We start from the raw sequence: 20,759 nt of genomic DNA on the forward strand, positions 1-20,759 counted from the left end.
ATAAAAAGGGGGCTGTCCCACTAAATTGTGGGGCGCCCTTTTCACGTTGGTGGCGGTTATTACTTTATTGTAAACGTTATTTTATCAATAATATCTTTTGCTGTTGTTAATTTAGTAAAGTCTTGATTTAGTTTTCCATCGCTTCCATCAGGACTGCTGTGCCCTATTTGCACCAGCTCGTAAGTTTTTTGATCTGTTGAATCTATAGTTGCAGAGTATACTATTCCAGGCTGGCCGCTTCCATATTCACCCCCTGAATAGCTGACATCCCCAATTTTAGCTTCTCTTGGATAATAATCGTTGAAATCGGTTGACATATTTATTTCTGCCAGAATTATATATTGATTTTTCTCTGTATCTAATTTTGTGTGAATTGTGGCATTCCCCTTTGGTGTAGCCGATGTAATTGTATCAGGTACAATTTGTACATTACTTCGCTTATGTGTCCAGTATGGAAGCGCTTCTTTACGTTGAATCTGACCTTTGCCCACATGATCAGATGACGCTTTACTCCAGTTTTGATGAACAATTTTACTTGTAGCATAAAGAGTTTCAATATAATTTCCTTGTAGATCTTCAACCCAGACAGCCATCTGAGGGGGTGTTTTTATTGTTATAAAAGAATTCACTTTAAAGTCATGGAGATAATTTTTACCTTTATAAATACTGATACTTACACTCTTACCTGTCATATTGTCTTTTAGATTTATCACTTTATCTTTTCTTGTCAGAATTACAAAGAATATAATTGCACATATAATTAAAACCATGATACCTATAGGAATAATCCGTTTTTTCATATTCTACACTCCCCTTTTCACTACTTTTTAATGGAACAAATCAAAAATTTAAGAGCTTCCTCTACTAATTCCTCTATTGTTCTATTGCGATAATGTATTAAATATTTTTCCTTCTTTTTTGATGTATTCAATACTCCAACCATACTTGCCCATAAGATCAATGCTGTATTAATTACATCTATACCATTTAAGACCGTACCATCTTGAATTCCCTCATCCAATGTATCCTTTAGGAAATCAAATAATTTCTCACCCTCCATATAACATTCTTTAATCGACTTATCATCATTATTTTCAAAATCCATATCGCCATTTTCATAGTCCATAATGGCTTTGAAATACTCCGGATATAGATTACTAAAATCAACAAGTGCTTTTCCCAGTAATTCTGTTTTTTCAATTCCTGTTTTAGTGCAGTTTTCTTCTACCACTTTTTCAAAAAGACCATTTAATAACTTATACCCTCTTATCATAATTTCAAAATATAGCTGTTCTTTGCTCCTAAAATATACGTATACTGTCCTTTTACTGAACTCTGCTTCTTTTGCTATATCATCCATTGTGGCATTATGAAACCCTTTTTCAAAGAATATTTTTTCAGCAGCATCAATAATATCTTTCTTTCGTATATCTCTTTCTTTTTCCTTACGCGCTGTAACGCCCAATCACTTCACCTTCCATCGTATACACAGATAGTAAGCTAAACTATTAGTTTACTTTATTTCATCATAGTGCAATATATTTATTCTGTCAATAGAAAATTAATATACAGACCTACTACTTATAATTCTGCTTCCTACAAAAATACCATCTGTGTGGCTCTACACAGATGGTATCTAATGGCTATGAAAGCCTCTCTTAATTATTAATCTATCTTATCCAAAAAATCTACCATGATTTGAACGAATTCATCCGGCTTCTCAAAATGTATATCATGTCCAGATTTTATTGTTATCATCTCATTTCCTTTGATCAGATTATGAACTTTTTCTGCATCTTCATCACTATTAGCAGCGTAAAGTACTCCATCCTCTCCATATTGAGTCTTAGCCTTAATATAAACAGATGGAGCTTTTATGTTTGATAAGGTTTCTTCCTGATCCAAACCTTCGAACCATGTTCCTGTATAAAATGAATGTGAAAAATCCTGATCAAAATTATCCATGTAGAGTGTTCCATGAATCCAGTTGTATGGAACATACCATAATTTTAATGGTTCCCCCGGATGTTTTTCCCTGTATTCTTTTGCACTTTTCGAAAGAAGTTTAGGCAAATCACCAAACATCCCCCAGAGGTAACTGTTTTCCATGTAATACACTACAAAATCATTCTCTTTTGTCTGATTTCTAAAGTTATATCCTAACTCAAAACTCTCTTTCCAGACAAATGTATTCTGCATCTCTTCCGGAGTTACGCTAAAGAATGGAGGGTCTTCTAACACAAGTCCTAAAACATCTTCAGGGGAATTGGATGCAATCCATGCTGCTAAAATTCCACCGGAAGAATGACCAGATACCACGCAGGGTTCACCAATGACATTCTTTATGAACCAGACAAAATCCTGCCCCATAGCAACTCCTGTATATTTTGAAGGATCATGACTGGATTCACCATGTCCATGGCAATCAATTGCAAATACATGATAGTATTTGGATAACTGAGGGAGTACTCTCGAATAATCTTCCCATGCCATTGATTGCCCATGAATTAAAAGAAGGGCAGGACCATTGTCTGGACCTTCTGCATAATTTAGCATCGTTCCATCTAAAAGAGTAACCTGTTTCTCTTCATAGCCGCTTTTCAATGTTTTCTTTAAAGGCCATTCATCATAATGCAGATTCTGATAAGCAAATATAGCTATTCCGATTGCACCTGCAGTTATGAGTACTAATAAGATAATTAAAATTATCTTCCATATTTTAAATTTCTTTTTATTCTTTTGATTTCCTGTTTCATAAGTTCCACTCTGATTCATCTATTCACTCCTCTGAACAATCTTCTGCTTTATATACAGCCTCTATAAAATTCATTAATCTATCATATTGGGCTAAAGCAATTCCCTGCTCTTCATCTCCAAGAACAAGTAAACTGTCACCAGGATTAATATTAAATATCTCTCTTGCCTTTTTAGGAATTACTATTTGTCCCCGTTCTCCCACCTTTACAGATCCAAAAATATGTTTTCCTTTAGGTGGAATACTTATTTTTTCTTTCTCCTCAGAATAATTAATCAGATTATCCAATGAAACATCATATATTTTAGCCAAAGCCATACAATTATTTATATCCGGTATTGTTTCACCACTCTCCCATTTTGCGACTGCCTGCCTGGAAACACCAATCTTATCAGCAACTTCTTCCTGGGTGAATTTATTCATTTTTCTTAATTGTTTTAAATTCATATTTATCATACTTTTCACATCCTTTATACTCATTATACTGTAATTTTCCAAAGATTCTACCAATTATAGATAACATTTCATGTTATCCTGAGTTTACATGATCATACGAAGTGCTTATTAGATTTGCAAAAACAGTGTAACATGATACAATAATATAGTTGAGAATATTCTATATTAACCGGCTAATTTAATTCATTCAGGAGGATATGATTTTGAAATTTCTAAAACTACGTCCAAACAAAAAATATAAAGCAATTTCTATCGTCTATTTTATATTAAGAATGTTAGTTATCTACGTTTTTTTTGCCCAGCTTCATGATAGGAATTATGAGAATGTTTTTTTATGTGTTTTGACTATGATTTTATTTTTAGTACCAAGTTTTATTGAACGAAGGATTCATATTGATATTCCAGATACTTTGGAAACCATCATATTGCTATTTATATTTTCGGCAGAAATTTTAGGGGAAATCAATTCATATTATTTAATTTTTCCTTATTGGGATACTATCCTACATACTATAAATGGATTTTTAGCATCTGCCATCGGTCTCTCCCTCATTGATATCCTTAATAAAAATAAACGCTTTTCCATCTCCCTGTCTCCTCTTTTTGTTGCTCTTGTTGCCTTCTGCTTTTCCATGACAATTGGTGTAGTTTGGGAATTCTTTGAATTTGCTATGGATACTTATTTTGGTATGGATATGCAAAAAGATACTTATATCTCATCTTTTCAATCCGTATTATTAAATCAGAATGGACATAATATTCCTGTTAAAGTTAATTTTGACAGTGTAATTATCAATGGAGAACCTTGGAAAGGTTATATTGATATAGGACTCATTGATACTATGATGGATCTATTCGTTAATTTTATTGGTGCTGTTGTTTTTTCAACCTTTGGATATTTTTATATTAAGGGGAGAGGTAAGAGTAATTTCTTAAAAAGATTTATATTAAAAATTTATACAGAAAATGAGTAATAAATTTTAGTTAAAATAATAAAAAATCCTGGATTTTAGATAATTTCTAAATCAGGATTTTTTAATTTGATATTTAAATCATATTCATGTTTTTAATTAATCTGTTGGAGAAAATTCATCTTTTGAAACACCACATAATGGACAAACCCAATCATCCGGGATATCCTCAAAAGCTGTCCCAGGTGCAATACCACCATCAGGATCGCCTACTTCCGGATCATATATATATCCACAAACATCACACACATACTTTTGCATTATGCTCCTCCTAAATTATAATATTTTATATATAATATATGAACTAAAGTACAATTATATTGTACTAATAGCTTTTTAGAAACGAACCTTTAATACCATTTTTACCTTTTTATTAACCCATTATACATTTACCTGTTTTTTCAAATGGTAATGTCATCAGATAAAATTGTGCCGGCTTCCATTCATTATATTTTCAAATTCTCCAATTTTTTTAGAAGCATCCTCTAAATAATGATCCACAACGTTTGCCTCTTCAATATGGGATGTAATTGCCTTCGTGGTTATCTTAAGAATATCATCGACTTTCACGATTTGTTCAATCATATTTAAAGTATGGGCTTGCTGAGTATGTAAGATAGCAATCACCTTCTTCACTTCATCATCAACCTTTGAAACAGATAATAAGCTTGATTCAATTTTTTCAATGGCATTGGAAGATGTACTAACTCCTTTTTTTATGACCTCAATCGATCGTTCTGAATTATTCCGGACATTTTTTGCTTCTGCAGAGATGCTGTTAATTAGTCCAGAAATATCTTTCGTACTGTTTTTTGTCTGCTCTGCTAATATTTTAACTTCTCCTGCAACTACCGAAAAACCTTTCCCATGTTCACCGGCCCTTGCTGCTTCAATGGCAGCATTTAAGGCTAAAAGATTGGTTTGATTTGCTATATTATTAATTAAATCAACTACTTCATTCACTTTCCCAAATTTATTCACAAGTTCATTGATCATATTTCTGCTGTTTTTATTTTCATTTTCAAGTATTTTTATGATCTCAACCATCTCTTCAATTGCTGCTTTCCCTTCCTGGGACATTTTTACTGTTTCATTGGTGATCTGTTTTAAACTTTTCCCCTCATCTGATAGTTTCTCTGTTGCTTTGCTTGTTTCATCTGTTAAACGTGAGATCACATTCATATGTTCCTGGACATTCTCTGTCAGATGTGCCAGATCATCATGTTGCTTATTCACTCTGGTATGCTGTTTCGTTGTATCCTTTAATAGCTTTTTTGTTGAATCAACAAAATTCAGAAATTGACTGAATCCCTTATTAATTACCGATTCACTTGTCTTATTATTATCATCTGGTCTCTCACTTATATCCGTTTTTTTCTTTTTATTTAAGAACATTTTATCGTCTCCTCATCTATTGTCTGTCATTACTAGCTATATTAATTTTATAGATTGTTAAAATTATGTATGTGATTTAAATCAATTTTTAAGTTTTATTGGATATAAAAAATGGGCTGTTAGAACAGCCCATTTTTAATTTATCGTTATTCTGTTTTTACCACTTCTCTTACTTTGATACAAAATATCATCCACTTTTTTGATTACTTCGTCTAAAGTGAGGGTTTCATTGTACTTACAATACACTCCAAAACTTGCAGTAATAGAAAAAAGAATATTATCGTCTTTAATAATTGTACGTTCAATTTCCTGTCTTATTATTTCAACATAACGGAGTACTTCCTCCTTATCATACAGGTTATTAAAATACACTATGATTTCATCTCCCCCATATCTGGCAGCAATATCTTTAGGCCTTGCATAATTATTAATAATATTACCAACTTTAATTAATGCCATATCACCGTATGGGTGTCCATAGGTGTCATTGATATATTTAAATTCATCTAAATCAAGCATTGCAATACTATAATTTTCCTCTGACAGGTTCGGATTAAGATTAAGTGTTTCAAAAAAATATCTCTTATTAAAAAGTTCTGTAAGACCGTCACGATTCGCACTGTCTTTAATTTGCTTATATAAAAAATTATTTTCTATAGCAACACCAATATGATTACTGATAGAAGATAAAAATATTGCATGATCTTTTGTAAAATACCTTTTTTCTCTATGCTGAACCAGAATAAAACCTAGTAAACGATTATCAACCTTAATCGGTACACCAAGACAGGAGTATACACTTTTTTTGCAGTCCTGGCATTCATAAATAGGAGATTCATTCGATATAATAAATTCCTCCTCATTATGATCCATTATCAATTTTTTCCCTACCTTGATAAAACTTAAATTCATTTCATCATTCGCTTCATAATACTCATCATTGATTTTAATATATATGATAGAATCCTCTGCACCAAATACACCAATTAACATATCATTAATTATTCTAAAAAGATTTGGGTCTTTGATATAGGTATTAATATATTTGCTTATTTCCAATAGATTCGTTAACATATTTAGTTTATTCTCAAGAACAGTGACTTTTTGAGAGAGAGTATTAATTGTCTTTTCAGTAAAAAACTGATATTTTTCAAATTGTTCGGGATTCATGATATAACACCTTCACTTTTAAACTATTTTTTTCAATATAGTGTTTAATTTTTTCATTATACTATTTTTTGATCAAAACTACAATAATAATTTATGTATATTTTATAATAAATCACAAAAAAAGATTTATAAATACTATTTTAGTATTTTTTCGTCTATATTTTAGTTGTATAGAAATAAAAGACTATCTGGAAGATTTACTACTTTGTGAATCTTCCAGATAGTCTTTATTGTAAGTGTAATGTATCAAAATTCATCCAGGGTTCCAAATGTATAGCCCATTTCTTCCCATTTGGTAAGGAGTTCATCTAAGATTTCCGAATTTGTCTTAGAAGTACTATGAAGAAGAACAATCGCACCCGGATGAATCCTGCCTAATAACTTTTTAAATGCTTCTTCTTTCGTTGGTTGTTTATCATTATACCAGTCTACATAGGCAAGGCTCCAGAAGAAAGTCTTATACCCAAGCTCTTTTGCCATCTTTAAATTATCTACACTATATTTACCCTGAGGTGGACGATAAAATTTGGACATTTTCTCACCTGTGGTTTCTTCATAAGCTTTTTCCAAATCTTCAATCTCCTTCCGAAAACTATCCATGGATGAAATCCTTGACATATTTGGATGATTGTATGTATGGTTTGCTACATGATGACCTTCTTCTATCATTCGTTTTACAAGATCAGGACTTGTATTTATAAAATTTCCTACCAGGAAAAAGGTCACATGTACATCATGCTTTTTTAATGCATCCAGAATTGCTGCTGTATAACCATTTTCATATCCTGCATCAAATGTCAGATAAATGACTTTCTTATTGGTATCTCCAATATAGTAAGTGTCATACTCTTTTAATTCATCGGGAGTTGCATTCGCCGTAGGCGGCTGTCCTTCCGTAGGAAATCCAAGGCCCCAATTTTCGCCTCCTGACTCTTTTAGTGTATCCTTTTCATAAGCATTCGTTAATAAAGCAATCCCTCCACCAAAAAAATATGCCAATGAAAACAAAAGAATGGTCGCTATTATACTTTTATATTTTTTCCATCTCATAGTGAACTCCAATAATCTTTATTATTAAAATATATTGGTTAGACCAGCCAGTCATTCCTATGAACATTGTCCTTTTTGTTAATTTTTGGTTTAAGAGCCGGTAGATTTATAATGTCTGATACCAAATTTCCAGAACAGATAGCATGGAATGATAAAACCACAGCCCAGGATTGGAAAAAATATATACCCCTCATTATGGCTTTTCCCAAGTACATATAATAGGGGATAATATTGAACCAATGCAAATGGTATGATAAAAGTGCAGATTTGCAGCACTATTTTCCCATAAATACTCACAGGATATTTTCCATATTCTCTGGCTCCATCTGTAAATATATTCATAAACTCCAATCCTTCTATGGTAAAAAAGCAAAGAGCTGCATAAATTATGAAAATCCCGGTAAACACAACAGTTCCACCAATTATCATGAATACTACTGTAAATATTCTGCCATAACTCCATGTTACATTGCTTTTCATAATACCATAGATAAACATGATAAGCGCCTGGAGAATACGTCCTATTCTCGTGAATTCAATCTTACTTCCAAGAACCTGCAGCATCTCATTTCTTGGTCTTACCATGATCCTGTCAAATTCACCATTGCTAATGGTAGATGAAAAAGTATCAAATCCTCTGGCAAAACATTCAGCCAAAGAAAATTGTATCAGTACAATAGAAAAACATAATAAAACTTCACTATAGGTAAAATTATTTACTTTATTAAAACGTAAGAACATAAAATAAACTCCCAAAAATACATTAAAAGAAACTAAGAACTGTCCTATCGTCGTTAGTAGAAAAGAAGCTTTATGTTGAAATATACTTTTTAAATGTATCAGAAAGTATTTGTAATATAGTTTCATTTTTCTCAGCCTCCCTGCACAACAACTTTTTTGAGAGCTTTAGTCATAAGTATTTTACCAGCCACAATTAATAAAATAACCCAAAATATTTGCAAGCCTGCTGCTCTATATAATCCTGTTCCACTAATATCCCCGGAGTAAATACGCAAAGGTACATTCTGCATAGATGCAAAAGGAAGTATTTCAAATATTTCACGGATTCCTTTTGGAAAAAACGGCAATGGGATTACTGCACCAGAGAAAAATTCAACCACTGCAACAGATACCATTCGAATTCCCATGGGGGAAATAGTATAAAAATTTATGATATATAGTAACATGCAATAAGCAATTACGGTTAAAAACCCCAATACCATAGTAAGCAGAAACCAGCTGAAAGTTTTTCCATTATCAGGAAGTCTTAATCCATAAGGAGCTGGTAAAAATACGGCAAATAACAATATAGGCATACTTCTTAATAGAGCTTTTGAAAGTCTGTTTGCCATACTTCTTGTAAACCACATATTATAGACATCAACAGGTCTGCATAATTCATAGGCAATATTACCGTTCGTTATTATATCAAATATTTCATTTTCTAAAATCCAAGTCATAAATAGAGCTAAAAATGCCTGCTGCATCCATACATAAGAAACTAATGCAGAAAATGTCATTGGAAATGCTTTTGCATCTGCATTATAGAAAGCTTTAAACATTAATATTTCCAGGGCGCCCCAGGTAAATTGGGTCATTATACCTGCCAGTGCTGCTGCTCTATATTGAAATCCATATATAAATCGGAGCCGAAAAAAAGATAAGTATTTATTCATAGTCTCCTCCTTATATTTCATACTTTTTATAAAGTTCCACTACTACTTCATCAACAGAAGAACCTTTTTTCATACTTTCAAGGTCTCCATCCATTAGGATCTTTCCCTTTCCTATGAGAATAATTCTCCTGGTAAGAGCCTCAATATCCTGCATATCATGGGTCGTGAGTATAACCGTAGTTTTATGCCTTTTATTCATATCTAAGATAAAATTTCGAACTGCTATCTTTGATACTGCATCCAGGCCAATTGTTGGTTCATCCAAAAATAATATCTTAGGACTATGTATAAGAGACGCCCCAATTTCACATCGCATCCTCTGTCCTAAGGATAACTGTCTGGCTGGTGTTTTGATGATTTCTTCTAAATTCAGTAAAGTTACTAATTCATCCAGATTCTCTTTAAATTTCTTCATGGGAATACTATAAATATCCCTTAATAATTCAAAAGAATCTATCACCGGCACATCCCACCATAATTGGGACCGTTGTCCAAATACAACTCCTATATCACGTACATGTGCAATTCTCTCTTTCCATGGAGTCCGCCCATTAATTTGGCAACTGCCACTATCTGGTGTTAATATACCGCTCAAAATTTTAATTGTACTGCTTTTTCCGGCTCCGTTAGGGCCAATATACCCAACCATCTCTCCCTCATCAATGGTGAAAGAGATGTCATCAAGAGCCTTTACGCATTCGTATTCCTTATGAAATAAAGCCTTAAAAGCCTCTGAAATACCTGAATTACGCCTTGCGACCTGAAAGGTCTTGTTAATGTGTTCCACTCGAATCATGTTCTTTTCCTCCTGGTAGTAATATTTTTGAAATATCTTGCCAAGCGTTATGTTCCTTAGATTTTGCTAAGATGAACCGTGGTAAAATAGGTTTGAATTCTAAAAATAGTTAGAAATATATTTTTAGGACTGATTTTTCGATTTTAATATTTATTTATGTTAATTGTATGTCAGTTTATGGATATCCTAAATGAATTGAATTGACAAGTCATTTTTATAAGAATATAATTATTATATTACATGTGTAATATTTAAGGAGATATGAATTATGAAAAACTTACCTCAAATTTCAGAAGCGGAATATAAAGTAATGAAAATTATATGGAGCCATTCACCTATTAGTACAAATGAGGTGATCGAAAAATTAATACGGACCACGGATTGGAGTCCAAAAACAATTCAAACAATGCTAAAACGTCTGGTACAAAAAGGAGCACTTATTTACGAAAAAGAGGGCCGTGTATTCATCTATACTCCATTAGTGAAAGAAGGAGAATATTTAAAGCATGAAAATATTCATTTTTTAGAACGTTTATATGATGGAAATATAGCTTCCATGTTAACAAACTTTCTGGCGAATGAAAAACTTTCAGATAAAGAAATAGAGGAACTACGTAATCTATTGGACTCCAAAGAGGGAGGAGATTAATTTGATTCATACTTTTGGTATTTCCTTTCTCTTGAGTAATCTAGTTATTTCAATACTTATTGCTGCCATCCTGCTAATTAAAAGAATATTCAAAAAACATATTTCCATCCGAATGCAGTACAATATATGGTTTCTTACATTAAGCATGCTAATAATTCCTTTTCTTCCTGTAAATACTTTAGGTTTTCAAAATCTTCAAAACTGGATGATAGGACTGCATAATGTAAGAATGTCAAATCAGAATGGAGTTACTCAAACATTAAATAACGGAAAACAACTATTAAGTGGTAATTGGTTACAGGATTTTTCAATTTCCATTAACAGTAAAACTCCCTCCTATATCAACGTATTTCTAATAAGCATTTGGACGATTGGAATTATTGTTATGACTACTATAACAATTTATAATAATCATAAAATTAAGCAGTTAAAAACCTCTTCTTTACCAGTACAAAACAAAAAAATCAGACTGCTATGTAAGATATGTGTTAAGGATATAGGTTTAAAGAACGAGCTTCCTATTTTAACCAGTGCCTATTTAAACACCCCTGTCACTATGGGACATTTTAAGCCCTGCATTATTCTTCCAATGTATTTGATATCAGAATTTAAACTTAAAGAAATTCGATATATTCTTCTACATGAACTTCAACACTATAAGCATAGAGATATACAGGTTAATCTTTGGATGTGTCTAACACAGATCATATATTGGTTTAATCCCGTAATATGGTATGTTATAAAAGAAATGCGTAACGATTGTGAATTAGCCTGTGACTCATCCGTTTTATCCATGCTTGATAAAGAATATCATTCGGAATATGGACATACATTACTCAACTTTGCACAAAAACTTTCTTACCTTTCATCAGTTTCAGGAATGGGTGGTCCAAAAAAGCAGATTAAGAAAAGAATTATTAATATTGTTTCTTTTCAGGGAGAGTCTCAATGGTTAAAATTAAAAAGTACACTGATATTCATTTTGATTGGAATTACTATATTGGGATTTACACCAATTCTTTCCACTCATGGCTTTAATGACAGTATTTATAAGACTTCAAATATAAGAACCACAACAGAAGATTTAAGTGATTACTTTAAAGATTATAATGGCAGTTTTGTCTTATATGAGCCAAATAAAGATTATTGCTTTATATACAATGAAACTGATGCAATGAAGCGTGTATCGCCAGATTCAACTTATAAAATATATAGTGCTTTATTTGGTCTAGAAGCAAATAGTATATCACCTCATTCTTCCTTGATTATGTGGGATAAAATTATATATCCATATGATACTTGGAATCAAGATCATTCATTAAATACAGCTATGAAAAACTCTGTAAATTGGTATTTTCAAGCATTAGACCAAAGAACAGGTCTGCAGACCTTAAAACATTATTATCAAAAAATTGAATATGGTAATCAAAGCCTATCTGGAGGCATTTCAAATTACTGGATGGAATCCTCTTTAAAAATTTCCCCGATGGAACAAGTGGAATTGTTATCTAAATTCTACTATAATACATTCCAATTTGAAGATAAAAACATCCAAACAGTAAAAGACGCTATGTTGCTATCCAGTTCTAATGAAGCTAATCTCTATGGTAAAACTGGCACTGGTAGTGTAGATGGCAAAAATGTAAATGGATGGTTTGTCGGATTTATAGAGGTAAAAGATAATACCTATTTCTTTGCTACTCATATTCAAAATAATGATAAGAGTAACGGAAGTAATGCTGCAAGTATTACTTTATCTATCTTAAAAGATAAAAATATATATTCATCTGAATAGATATAAAGGGGCATGAAATCATATTCACTCTTGATTTCATGCCCTTTATATATCTATTTCTATACCAACAATGATTACTTATCAATATTGTTTCATTATATTCATTAACAATATCCCTTAATAATATTGTTTGATTATGTCAAATGTGATTTCCTTTGCTTTCGGTCCTGGCAATTCTAAAAATTCCTCATCCAGCCTAACAGCAAAGTAAACTTTACGATCATTCTTCTCAAAGAATCCTACAAACCATCCATTTTCCACCTTAGCGCTGCCAGTTTTTCCATATATTTTATATTCCTGGTCCGATTTAACCAGCATAATTTCTTTCAATAAATTAATATGCTCTTTAGAAAACGATGTCTTATAATTAAAAATCTTAACTAATACTTCTATTTGCTCTTCTGGAGAAATCTTTAAAGAAGCATCTAACCAAAAATCATTATGTCCTGTTGCTGTCCATGTACTCAAGTCGTTATTACCGTATTCTAAACTTTCTAATATCTTTTGGACATAATCTTTACTAAGACCATCAACCACTTTCTCAAAATACCAGACACATGATGTTTTAAATGCTTCTTCTAAGTTCAGATTTTTATTCCAATCCTCATTCCAGTAATTTTCTCCATTATATCCCATGGTAGATTGTTTTGATTGTATAACACCCGCGTCCAAACCCATAAGTGTAGATATTATTTTAAATGATGAATATGGGGATATCTGTTCTTTGGTTAGCTTTGAATTATAGATATCGTATCTATTATCATTTTCATCATAGAAATAAGCACATCCATTTATATCTTGAAAACTTTCACTAAAATTTACTTCATTTATCACTTTTTCTTTCATACTATCTTTCTCTAGCAATTTCTCTTCCTTACTGCCTTCTACATCCTTGGCTGATATTACTTCATCCCCTTTTTGATTTTTTTCTACAATTGATTTATTACATGCAGTAGTTAATAAGCAAACCCCTAAAATTAATGTTAATACTATTCGTCTCATATACACTCTCCTATTCTGATTTTACTAAACATTCTTTTGACATTAAAAATATTTAAGAGATTAAGATAATTTTTAATTTATTTAGTTTCTGTTCTTTATCTTTTAATATTACATTTGTAAGATTTTAAGATAAAAAAATTTTTTTCTCTTTTAAGTAAATATTACAGCTGTAATATTTAAATGTCAAGTATATTTTTGCAAAGTTTTATTACTCTTTACCCATGCATAAAGGAGATTGTAAATCTATAAATTCCAATCTCCTCTTTGTATATTGCTTATAAATTTGTTATCCAATTCAAAGCTTTATTCTTGCTATTAAAGACTCTAAAATCATTTCCATTATTTGATTCTACTAATAAATCTTTAAATTTTCCTTTTACTTTGTCAGTATCTGTAATAACGACAGCAATTTTAATATTATAATTTACAAACTTTTGTAATATACTACCAGCTAAACCCGTCCTTAATTTGAAAAAATCATCTGACAAAGCATCCATATGAATCAATATGAGATTCGTTTCATTCTCAAAACATGCTCCAATTAAGTCCAATGCGCTTTGTTCATTATGAATAGATGCCTCTTTCGTTCCACATTCAATATATTTTTTATTGTTTTCTTCTATCACAGTATAGTTCATAGTATTGTTCTCCTCTTTTGTTTACATAATTCCTGGCGTAAATAAGCCACCCATTTCACTTCATTTTCGTAAGCAGATATGATATTTTTATGAATCATATTCCATATGAATTCCTCTCTTGGACTCCTGTTTGGTAAAAAAGGACCTCTTCGGATCATTTCCTGCTGTAATAATATCTGCATATTGATTTCATACTCATATTTCATTAATAGATCATTAAGCTCATCATCAGTAAGCTGATCCGCCCATGCTAATTGAACTAAGAAAGATTTTTTAAATTCCGGAGGTTCCGGCGATAAAAGTATCCATTCTTTTAACCTGACCCTTCCTTCTTCCGTTATTGTATAAAGCTTTTTGGAAGGAGAACTTTCCTGATGCAGAACTTCATTCGTAACTAATCCTTCCCCCAATAGTTCCACTAAAGATCTATAGATCTGATTATTATTACCGGACCAATGCATAAACGGTGAATCCTGGATAATCTTCTTAAGATCATATCCTGTGTATGAGTTATAGCTTAATATTCCTAAAATAGCGTATTTAATAGACATTATTTTAACTCCTTCTAAATATAACATATGTTAATAATAACATATGTTAATAATAACATATGTTATTAAGAGTGTCAACTATCTACTTACTATAAAAAAATTATATTACAAAAAAAGGAAACTACTATATTAAGTACCGCAATAGGTTTTATAACATTTGCCGGACACCTCAGGTAACTTGGCATACTCTGCATGTTCTGGCAAATGTCCATAGGGGTTTGAAAGAACATGAAGCAGTCGTTCCATCACGCTGTAATCTCCTTTCTCGGCAGCTTCCAGCGCCTCTTCTACTCTATGATTCCGAGGGATTACTCCAGGATTACTGTCACTCATTAGCTGCTTTGAAATTTCTTTCGTTTCTTTCTGTCTTCCCATTCTTGCCTGCCATAATTGATACCATTGTGAAAATTCCTCTGTATTATATAATACTGTTTCTTCCATTTTATCATGAGTCAGGGCGCAAAAGATATTGGTGTAATCTGCACTATATTTCTGCATCATATTAAGAAGAGACTGGATAAGCACTTCATCCTCCCTCTCTTCATTGAATATGCCCAGTTTTTCTCTCATTCCTTTCATCCAATACTTGTGATATAACTCATTAAATTTAGATATCTCAATCTCAGCCAAATGAATGGCTTCTTCTTCGTTTTCATGAAGCAATGGCAATAGTGTTTCGGCAAATCTGGCCAGATTCCACGCGCCGATACTTGGCTGATTTCCATAGGCATAACGGCCTTTACTGTCGATGGAACTAAATACGGTTGCAGGATCATAGATATCCATGAAAGCACAAGGACCATAATCAATTGTTTCTCCACTTATAGCCATATTGTCCGTATTCATTACTCCATGCACAAATCCAACCAGCTGCCATTTTGCTATAAGGAAAGCCTGCCGTCTGATTGCTTCTCTCAATAAGGTAAGATAAGGATTTGCCCCATGATGACTGTCTGGATAATGTCTTTGTAATGTATAATCTGCCAGATTTCGTAATTCATCAGTACTGCACCAATTGGAAACATATTGAAAGGTACCAACGCGAATATGGCTGGCTGCTACACGTGCAAGAATTGCACCAGGCTGCATCGTTTCTCTGATTACCGTTTCACCTGTTGATACTACAGCAAGACTACGGGTTGTAGGAATTCCCAGGGCATACATCGCTTCACTGATAATGTATTCCCTTAACATTGGTCCAAGAACTGCTCTTCCATCGCCACCACGTGAATATGGTGTTCTGCCGGAACCCTTAAGTTGAATATCAAATCGTTCACCTTTAGGTGTAATCTGTTCCCCAAGTAAAATCGCCCTGCCATCTCCTAACATAGTAAAATATCCGTATTGATGCCCTGCATAGGCTTGGGCAAGAGGAGCCGCTCCGGCAGGAATCTGATTTCCAGCAAATATGGCTGCTCCGTCACTGCTTCGCAATTCCTGGATATTCAATCCTAAGGATGCAGCTAATGTATCATTAAGAGTAATTAATTCCGGCCCTTTTACTGGTGATGGTTTCAGACTGGTAAAAAAAGATTTGGGAAGACGGGCATAACTATTGTCAAAATTCCAGCTTGTTTCTATTTTTCTCTCATTCATTGTGTCTCCTTTCCTATTTCCCATTTGGGCTGCTATTTATTTTCATATTTAAAAAAACATCATAGGTACTCTATGATGTTTCTCATTTACCAGCTCAATTTTGAAAAAATATCACCCTGCTAGTGTCTGCCTGATACCAATTATTATACTATTATTTGCCTATGTTTTTGTTACATGCTGCCAAATAAATCTGATAATTCTTTAAATAATTTAGTATCCGATTCCGTAAGTTTCAAATTACAGCTTAAAGTCTTACCTGATCTGGTAGTTACGTTCATTTCAAATATTGTTCCTTCTTCTATTCCATTCTTATGCACTGCCTCAAGAAATTTAGGGAATTTAGGGTGATTTTTTGTGAATGCATCCCATAAACTTTTTAATTTAAATAATTTTGCTGGATTTATCATAATGTATTCTCCTTTAATTTTGCTCTGTATATTTTTTAAAATTATCCAAAATCGCCTGCCAGCCTTCCTGCTGCACCTGGATGGAATTCGCCTCTTCCGGATCGAATGTTTCAATGATTTTAGTTTTCTCATCTTCACTTATGAAAGTACTTTTTACCTTTCTGCCATCAACAAGTACATAGGAAATGACTTCATGTAATTTCATCTCATCGTAAGTACCGCTAAAATCAAAGTCACCGGATGCGCTATTCCATTTTTTTATATGTTCTGGCTTTGTCCAATACTCCCATACTTTTTCGATTGGAGCATTGATGGTAGTTTGTATCGTTATTTTTGCATACGCTTTTTTTAATTCAGAGATATCAAATTTTTTCATTTTAAGAAATGCCTTTGTAACATTAGCTAATCTTAAATCATCCTTCTCGTTCATCATATCATTCATTATTGTTGGTGTAATCTGCCAGGACAATCCATATCTATCCTTTAACCATCCGCATTGCTCTGCCTCAGGATATGCAGATAACTTGTCCCAATAGTAGTCTATTTCTTCCTGGGTATCACAATTTACAACAAATGATATTGCCTCATTAAAAGTAAAATCATAGTCATGTGGGCTATCCATAGCTATAAATGTTTGATTTTCTAATATAAATTCTCCATTCTCCACCGTATTAGCTCTATTCACAGTATCACTTTCATTGTATCTTAGGATATTATTAATTTTTGAGTGTTTAAATATAGAGGTATAGAATTGAATCGCTTCTTCTGCTTTCCCACTTTGTTCCCCAACAAACGTTACTACTGGTGTTATTTTTTGTTCTATCACCATTTCATCCTTATGGATTATTTGCCAGAAAAGTCCATATTTATCCATTACCCAGCCAAATTTCCTGCTAAAGTTATATGTTTCTAGAGGTATGAGAACTGAGCCATTTTCTACAAATTTATCCCAGAGTAATTCTGCCTCATTCGTAGAATTACAAGCAACAAGAAATGATACAGCCGGAGTGAATTTAAAAAAGGGACCGGCTGATATTAACATGAATTCCTGCCCTTCCAGTTCAATTGTAAGCAGTTCTGCTGTCCCTGATGGTGTATCATTTAAGATTGTCGTATTCTTAATCCTGGAATTTTTAAATAAAGACATATAGAAATCTGCAGCTTCCCTGGCTTCTTTGTCGTACCATAAATGTGGAATGATTTTTTGCATATGAATCCCTCCTTAATTCAAACTAATATTTTTATTCTATTCTAAAATCATAATTTAATACAGTCATTATTGGCTTTTATATTAATTATTAAGTCCAATATAACATTCCAAATAGCTTTATTGACGTTGCTTATATAATCCAAATCCAGCTCCACATATCCCGCCTATAATATGAGCTGCGTGTGCAATACCGTCTTCCATGCCGGCTCCATCCAGCACTTCACCCCCCAGATATATAATAGTGACCAATATAAGAGTGATAGGAATTTTTCCATCCTTTACACCTGCTGCTGACGATAATACTATCATCATGAATACGATTCCGCTGGCTCCTAATAAGACGCTGGCAGGATAAAATATTATATAAAAAAGACCAGAGATCACTGCAGTAATCCCTATCATTTTTATAAATGATTTTGTACCATATTTCTCTTCCAGCATGGGCCCTAAAACTAAAAATAATACCATATTACTTGAAAAATGGCTCCAGTTTGCATGCCCTAATACATGTCCAAACAATCTGATATAAGTAAATGGACTCGCCCAGGAAGATTTATATGCGCAGAAGAACATACTTGTTGTAACTCCCTGTGTTGCATATCCTAATATAAGTGCAACCAGCGATATTAATGCAAATGTCAGTGTTGCAGGTGAGTTATATTGTAATATTCCTATACCTTTTTTTGTATGTTTCATCATAACACTCCGTTTTATTTATAAATTTTTATTATACCATAAACAAAAAAAGTTTATGATCCCGCGGACAATTTTGCCCTTGCAAGCAAGCAAAATTCCCTTCGCGAGTATTATACCATATCTACTAAATTCGAAAACACCTCATTAAGTGGATAGGCATATATTCTCACTAAGTGTTCATATTATACCATAAACAAAAAACGTTTATGGTCCCGCGAGCAATTTTGCCCTTGCAAGCAAGCAAAATTCCCTTCGCGAGTATTATATCATACATATTATGGATAAAATAGGTTTTAAATTGTCTTAAACAAGTTGAGTTAGTACAAGAGATTGATAATCTTAAAGAAATACAGTATACTATTTGGTGATGTAAATGTATTTTATTAAAAATTTTGGAGGTGGTATCCATGCAAATGGAGCAATTACAAAAAGATATGATAGCCGCTATGAAAGCGAAAGACAAGGTACGTAAAGATGCAATTTCTTCTTTGGTGTCTGGGGTCAAAAAAGTTGCAATCGATGAAGGCTGCCGCGATAACATTACAGAAGAATTGGTAGACCGTGTTATCTTAAAAGAAATGAAAACTGTAAAAGAGCAAATTGATACTTGTCCGGAGGAACGTGGAGATTTAAGACAAGGTTATCAGGCAACTTTTGAGATTATTAAGGAGTATGCACCTGCCATGATGTCTGAAGAAGATGTTAAAATCTATATTGCAGACAAGTTCCCGGAGGCAGTAGCTACTAAAAATAAAGGTCAGATCATGAAACTTGTCATGGCAGAGTTAAAAGGAAAAGCAGATGGCAAGGTAATTAATCAAGTGGTCGGAGAGTTATGTAAATAAACTTTTATCAATAAATCCCCTGATAAGAAGTTATCTTAAGAATCTAACCTTAAGGTAACTTTTTTCACGATCACTTCAAGTGCAGTTTTCTTAGAGATTTCCTACGATTTTTTGGGAATATGCTATAAACTTTTTAATGATCGAGGATATCTCTGCATCTTTTCTCAAAGCAATTCCAAGTTCACGAACTGCTGCAGGTGCTAAGGGCAGAGCAACAATATTGCTGCTATTCCCCTTTAGAACAAGTTCCGAGAGCATACTTACTCCCCAGCCTCCTTCTACCATAGCAATAATAGCCGGATCGTCAAGGGAGGTTTCTTTAATCTGTGGTTTTACATTATTACCGTTTATGACCCGCATAATATCGATACTAAAACCATAGGAAGGCATTAGAAATTGCTTCCCTTCATATTCTGTTACCGGGAAATAGTCTTTCCCTTCCGTATCATAATCACCTGGGAGAATAGCCAGCATGGGATCATATTTTAATGATATCCATTTAAAATTAGAATTTGCCTGATAGCTTCCAAATGTCATATGAACCTTACCGCTTTCCAGTAAATTATAAGTATCGGCAACTCCTCCATTAAATATTTCTACATTAATATTAGGATACTCCTTTGTAAATCCCATAACTATTGACGGAAGCCATTGAACGGCAATACTTGTAAATGCGCTTATACGTATCGTTCCATTCTCCTCAGCATTTATTTGATTGATCTCACAAGTCAGCTTTTTATCTGCCGCTATGATCTCTTTGACAGCAGGCATGATCCGCTCACCATTGGTTGTCAGCCGTATACCATAATGACCACGTTTAAGAATTGGGAATCCCACTTCTTTCTCTAAACTATTCATCATATGAGTCAGTCCGGATTGAGTATATCCTAAATTCTCGCAGGCCTGTGAAAAGCTTCCGATTTCTAAAACCTTTAAAAGTATTTCCAGTTTTTTTATATCCATATTATGTCCCTTTCTCCTTCCACGCATATATGATACTCAGGTAATTGGGAAACTCCAAAATATTTATTAGTTTCCCAATTACCTGAGATAAATATATTTATGCAATTAAGTAATTGAATGTATTAGAAAATGTAATAC

23 protein-coding genes are annotated in these 20,759 nt (G+C 32.9%); 4 read left to right on the forward strand and 19 right to left on the reverse strand.

Translation table 11 applies throughout. From position 1 onward, the window contains the following. Positions 1–59 precede the first annotated feature (59 nt). From EDD66_RS15665 to EDD66_RS15680, 4 genes are all read right to left on the reverse strand, one after another. Complete coding sequence (locus EDD66_RS15665) at positions 60–800, reverse strand: DUF2271 domain-containing protein (RefSeq protein ID WP_123610526.1); 741 nt, start codon at positions 798–800, stop codon at positions 60–62. A 20-nt stretch (positions 801–820) separates the two neighbouring features. Further along, positions 821–1,465 (reverse strand): TetR/AcrR family transcriptional regulator, encoded by a 645-nt coding sequence (locus EDD66_RS15670; protein WP_123610527.1) that lies wholly within the window; start codon positions 1,463–1,465, stop codon positions 821–823. A 200-nt stretch (positions 1,466–1,665) separates the two neighbouring features. Continuing rightward, complete coding sequence (locus tag EDD66_RS15675) at positions 1,666–2,775, reverse strand: alpha/beta fold hydrolase (RefSeq protein WP_123610528.1); 1,110 nt, start codon at positions 2,773–2,775, stop codon at positions 1,666–1,668. A 4-nt stretch (positions 2,776–2,779) separates the two neighbouring features. After that, on the reverse strand, positions 2,780–3,211 hold the full coding sequence (locus EDD66_RS15680; protein ID WP_123610529.1) for a helix-turn-helix transcriptional regulator: 432 nt from the start codon (positions 3,209–3,211) through the stop codon (positions 2,780–2,782). A 203-nt stretch (positions 3,212–3,414) separates the two neighbouring features. Between EDD66_RS15680 and EDD66_RS15685 the strand changes: the two genes are divergently transcribed. After that, positions 3,415–4,185, forward strand: a complete 771-nt coding sequence (locus EDD66_RS15685; protein WP_243115390.1) for a hypothetical protein — start codon at positions 3,415–3,417, stop codon at positions 4,183–4,185. A 96-nt stretch (positions 4,186–4,281) separates the two neighbouring features. Here the strand turns inward: EDD66_RS15685 and rd are convergent, their stop codons facing one another. The 7 genes from rd to EDD66_RS15720 all read right to left on the reverse strand — a co-directional run bounded on the left by rd (position 4,282) and on the right by EDD66_RS15720 (position 10,269). Next, positions 4,282–4,443 carry a rubredoxin gene (rd, locus tag EDD66_RS15690; protein ID WP_123610531.1) on the reverse strand — a complete coding sequence of 54 codons (162 nt, stop codon included), beginning with the start codon at positions 4,441–4,443 and terminating at the stop codon, positions 4,282–4,284. A 156-nt stretch (positions 4,444–4,599) separates the two neighbouring features. Continuing rightward, on the reverse strand, positions 4,600–5,577 hold the full coding sequence (locus EDD66_RS15695; RefSeq protein WP_123610532.1) for a methyl-accepting chemotaxis protein: 978 nt from the start codon (positions 5,575–5,577) through the stop codon (positions 4,600–4,602). Positions 5,578–5,712: 135 nt separating this feature from the next. Continuing rightward, positions 5,713–6,747, reverse strand: a complete 1,035-nt coding sequence (locus tag EDD66_RS15700) for a sensor domain-containing diguanylate cyclase (protein WP_123610533.1) — start codon at positions 6,745–6,747, stop codon at positions 5,713–5,715. A gap of 246 nt (positions 6,748–6,993) precedes the next feature. Next, positions 6,994–7,797 carry a polysaccharide deacetylase family protein gene (locus EDD66_RS15705; RefSeq protein ID WP_123610534.1) on the reverse strand — a complete coding sequence of 268 codons (804 nt, stop codon included), beginning with the start codon at positions 7,795–7,797 and terminating at the stop codon, positions 6,994–6,996. A 90-nt stretch (positions 7,798–7,887) separates the two neighbouring features. Continuing rightward, positions 7,888–8,664 carry an ABC transporter permease gene (locus tag EDD66_RS15710; protein WP_123610535.1) on the reverse strand — a complete coding sequence of 259 codons (777 nt, stop codon included), beginning with the start codon at positions 8,662–8,664 and terminating at the stop codon, positions 7,888–7,890. A 5-nt stretch (positions 8,665–8,669) separates the two neighbouring features. Next, a complete protein-coding gene (locus EDD66_RS15715; protein ID WP_123610536.1) occupies positions 8,670–9,473 on the reverse strand; it encodes an ABC transporter permease in 804 nt (267 codons plus the stop codon). A 10-nt stretch (positions 9,474–9,483) separates the two neighbouring features. Continuing rightward, entirely contained in the window at positions 9,484–10,269 is a 786-nt protein-coding gene (locus tag EDD66_RS15720; protein ID WP_123610537.1) for an ABC transporter ATP-binding protein, read from the reverse strand. A 268-nt stretch (positions 10,270–10,537) separates the two neighbouring features. Here EDD66_RS15720 and EDD66_RS15725 point away from each other — a divergent pair, with 268 nt between their 5' ends. Together EDD66_RS15725 and EDD66_RS15730 are read left to right on the forward strand one after the other, a co-directional pair. After that, the gene (locus tag EDD66_RS15725) at positions 10,538–10,918 is read left to right on the forward strand and encodes a BlaI/MecI/CopY family transcriptional regulator (RefSeq protein WP_123610538.1); all 381 of its coding nucleotides are present in this window, start codon (positions 10,538–10,540) and stop codon (positions 10,916–10,918) included. 1 nt (position 10,919) lies between these two features. Beyond that, on the forward strand, positions 10,920–12,713 hold the full coding sequence (locus tag EDD66_RS15730; RefSeq protein ID WP_123610539.1) for a BlaR1 family beta-lactam sensor/signal transducer: 1,794 nt from the start codon (positions 10,920–10,922) through the stop codon (positions 12,711–12,713). 117 nt (positions 12,714–12,830) lie between these two features. On the opposite strand, the gene EDD66_RS15735 is transcribed toward EDD66_RS15730, so the two are convergent. The 7 genes from EDD66_RS15735 to EDD66_RS15765 form a co-directional block, all read right to left on the reverse strand. Continuing rightward, positions 12,831–13,715, reverse strand: a complete 885-nt coding sequence (locus EDD66_RS15735) for a class D beta-lactamase (RefSeq protein WP_123610540.1) — start codon at positions 13,713–13,715, stop codon at positions 12,831–12,833. A 275-nt stretch (positions 13,716–13,990) separates the two neighbouring features. Beyond that, complete coding sequence (locus EDD66_RS15740; protein ID WP_123610541.1) at positions 13,991–14,353, reverse strand: DUF4180 domain-containing protein; 363 nt, start codon at positions 14,351–14,353, stop codon at positions 13,991–13,993. Further along, on the reverse strand, positions 14,350–14,904 hold the full coding sequence (locus tag EDD66_RS15745; RefSeq protein WP_243115391.1) for a PadR family transcriptional regulator: 555 nt from the start codon (positions 14,902–14,904) through the stop codon (positions 14,350–14,352). The genes EDD66_RS15740 and EDD66_RS15745 overlap by 4 nt, the downstream gene beginning before the upstream one ends. Before the next feature lie 129 nt (positions 14,905–15,033). Further along, positions 15,034–16,500, reverse strand: a complete 1,467-nt coding sequence (locus EDD66_RS15750; RefSeq protein ID WP_123610543.1) for a protein adenylyltransferase SelO — start codon at positions 16,498–16,500, stop codon at positions 15,034–15,036. A 170-nt stretch (positions 16,501–16,670) separates the two neighbouring features. Next, a complete protein-coding gene (locus tag EDD66_RS15755) occupies positions 16,671–16,907 on the reverse strand; it encodes a hypothetical protein (protein WP_207667807.1) in 237 nt (78 codons plus the stop codon). 13 nt (positions 16,908–16,920) lie between these two features. After that, positions 16,921–18,117 (reverse strand): VOC family protein, encoded by a 1,197-nt coding sequence (locus tag EDD66_RS15760; RefSeq protein WP_123610544.1) that lies wholly within the window; start codon positions 18,115–18,117, stop codon positions 16,921–16,923. Between the two features lie 117 nt (positions 18,118–18,234). Further along, positions 18,235–18,813, reverse strand: a complete 579-nt coding sequence (locus tag EDD66_RS15765) for a rhomboid family intramembrane serine protease (RefSeq protein WP_123610545.1) — start codon at positions 18,811–18,813, stop codon at positions 18,235–18,237. Between the two features lie 407 nt (positions 18,814–19,220). On the opposite strand from EDD66_RS15765, the gene EDD66_RS15770 reads away from it, so the two are divergent. Then, positions 19,221–19,658 carry a GatB/YqeY domain-containing protein gene (locus EDD66_RS15770; protein ID WP_123610546.1) on the forward strand — a complete coding sequence of 146 codons (438 nt, stop codon included), beginning with the start codon at positions 19,221–19,223 and terminating at the stop codon, positions 19,656–19,658. A gap of 90 nt (positions 19,659–19,748) precedes the next feature. Here the strand turns inward: EDD66_RS15770 and EDD66_RS15775 are convergent, their stop codons facing one another. Then, the gene (locus EDD66_RS15775; protein WP_170164391.1) at positions 19,749–20,621 is read right to left on the reverse strand and encodes a LysR family transcriptional regulator; all 873 of its coding nucleotides are present in this window, start codon (positions 20,619–20,621) and stop codon (positions 19,749–19,751) included. Positions 20,622–20,759 lie beyond the last annotated feature (138 nt).

The organism is Mobilisporobacter senegalensis, assembly GCF_003752155.1.
In the GTDB taxonomy this organism is placed as follows: domain Bacteria; phylum Bacillota; class Clostridia; order Lachnospirales; family Lachnospiraceae; genus Mobilisporobacter; species Mobilisporobacter senegalensis.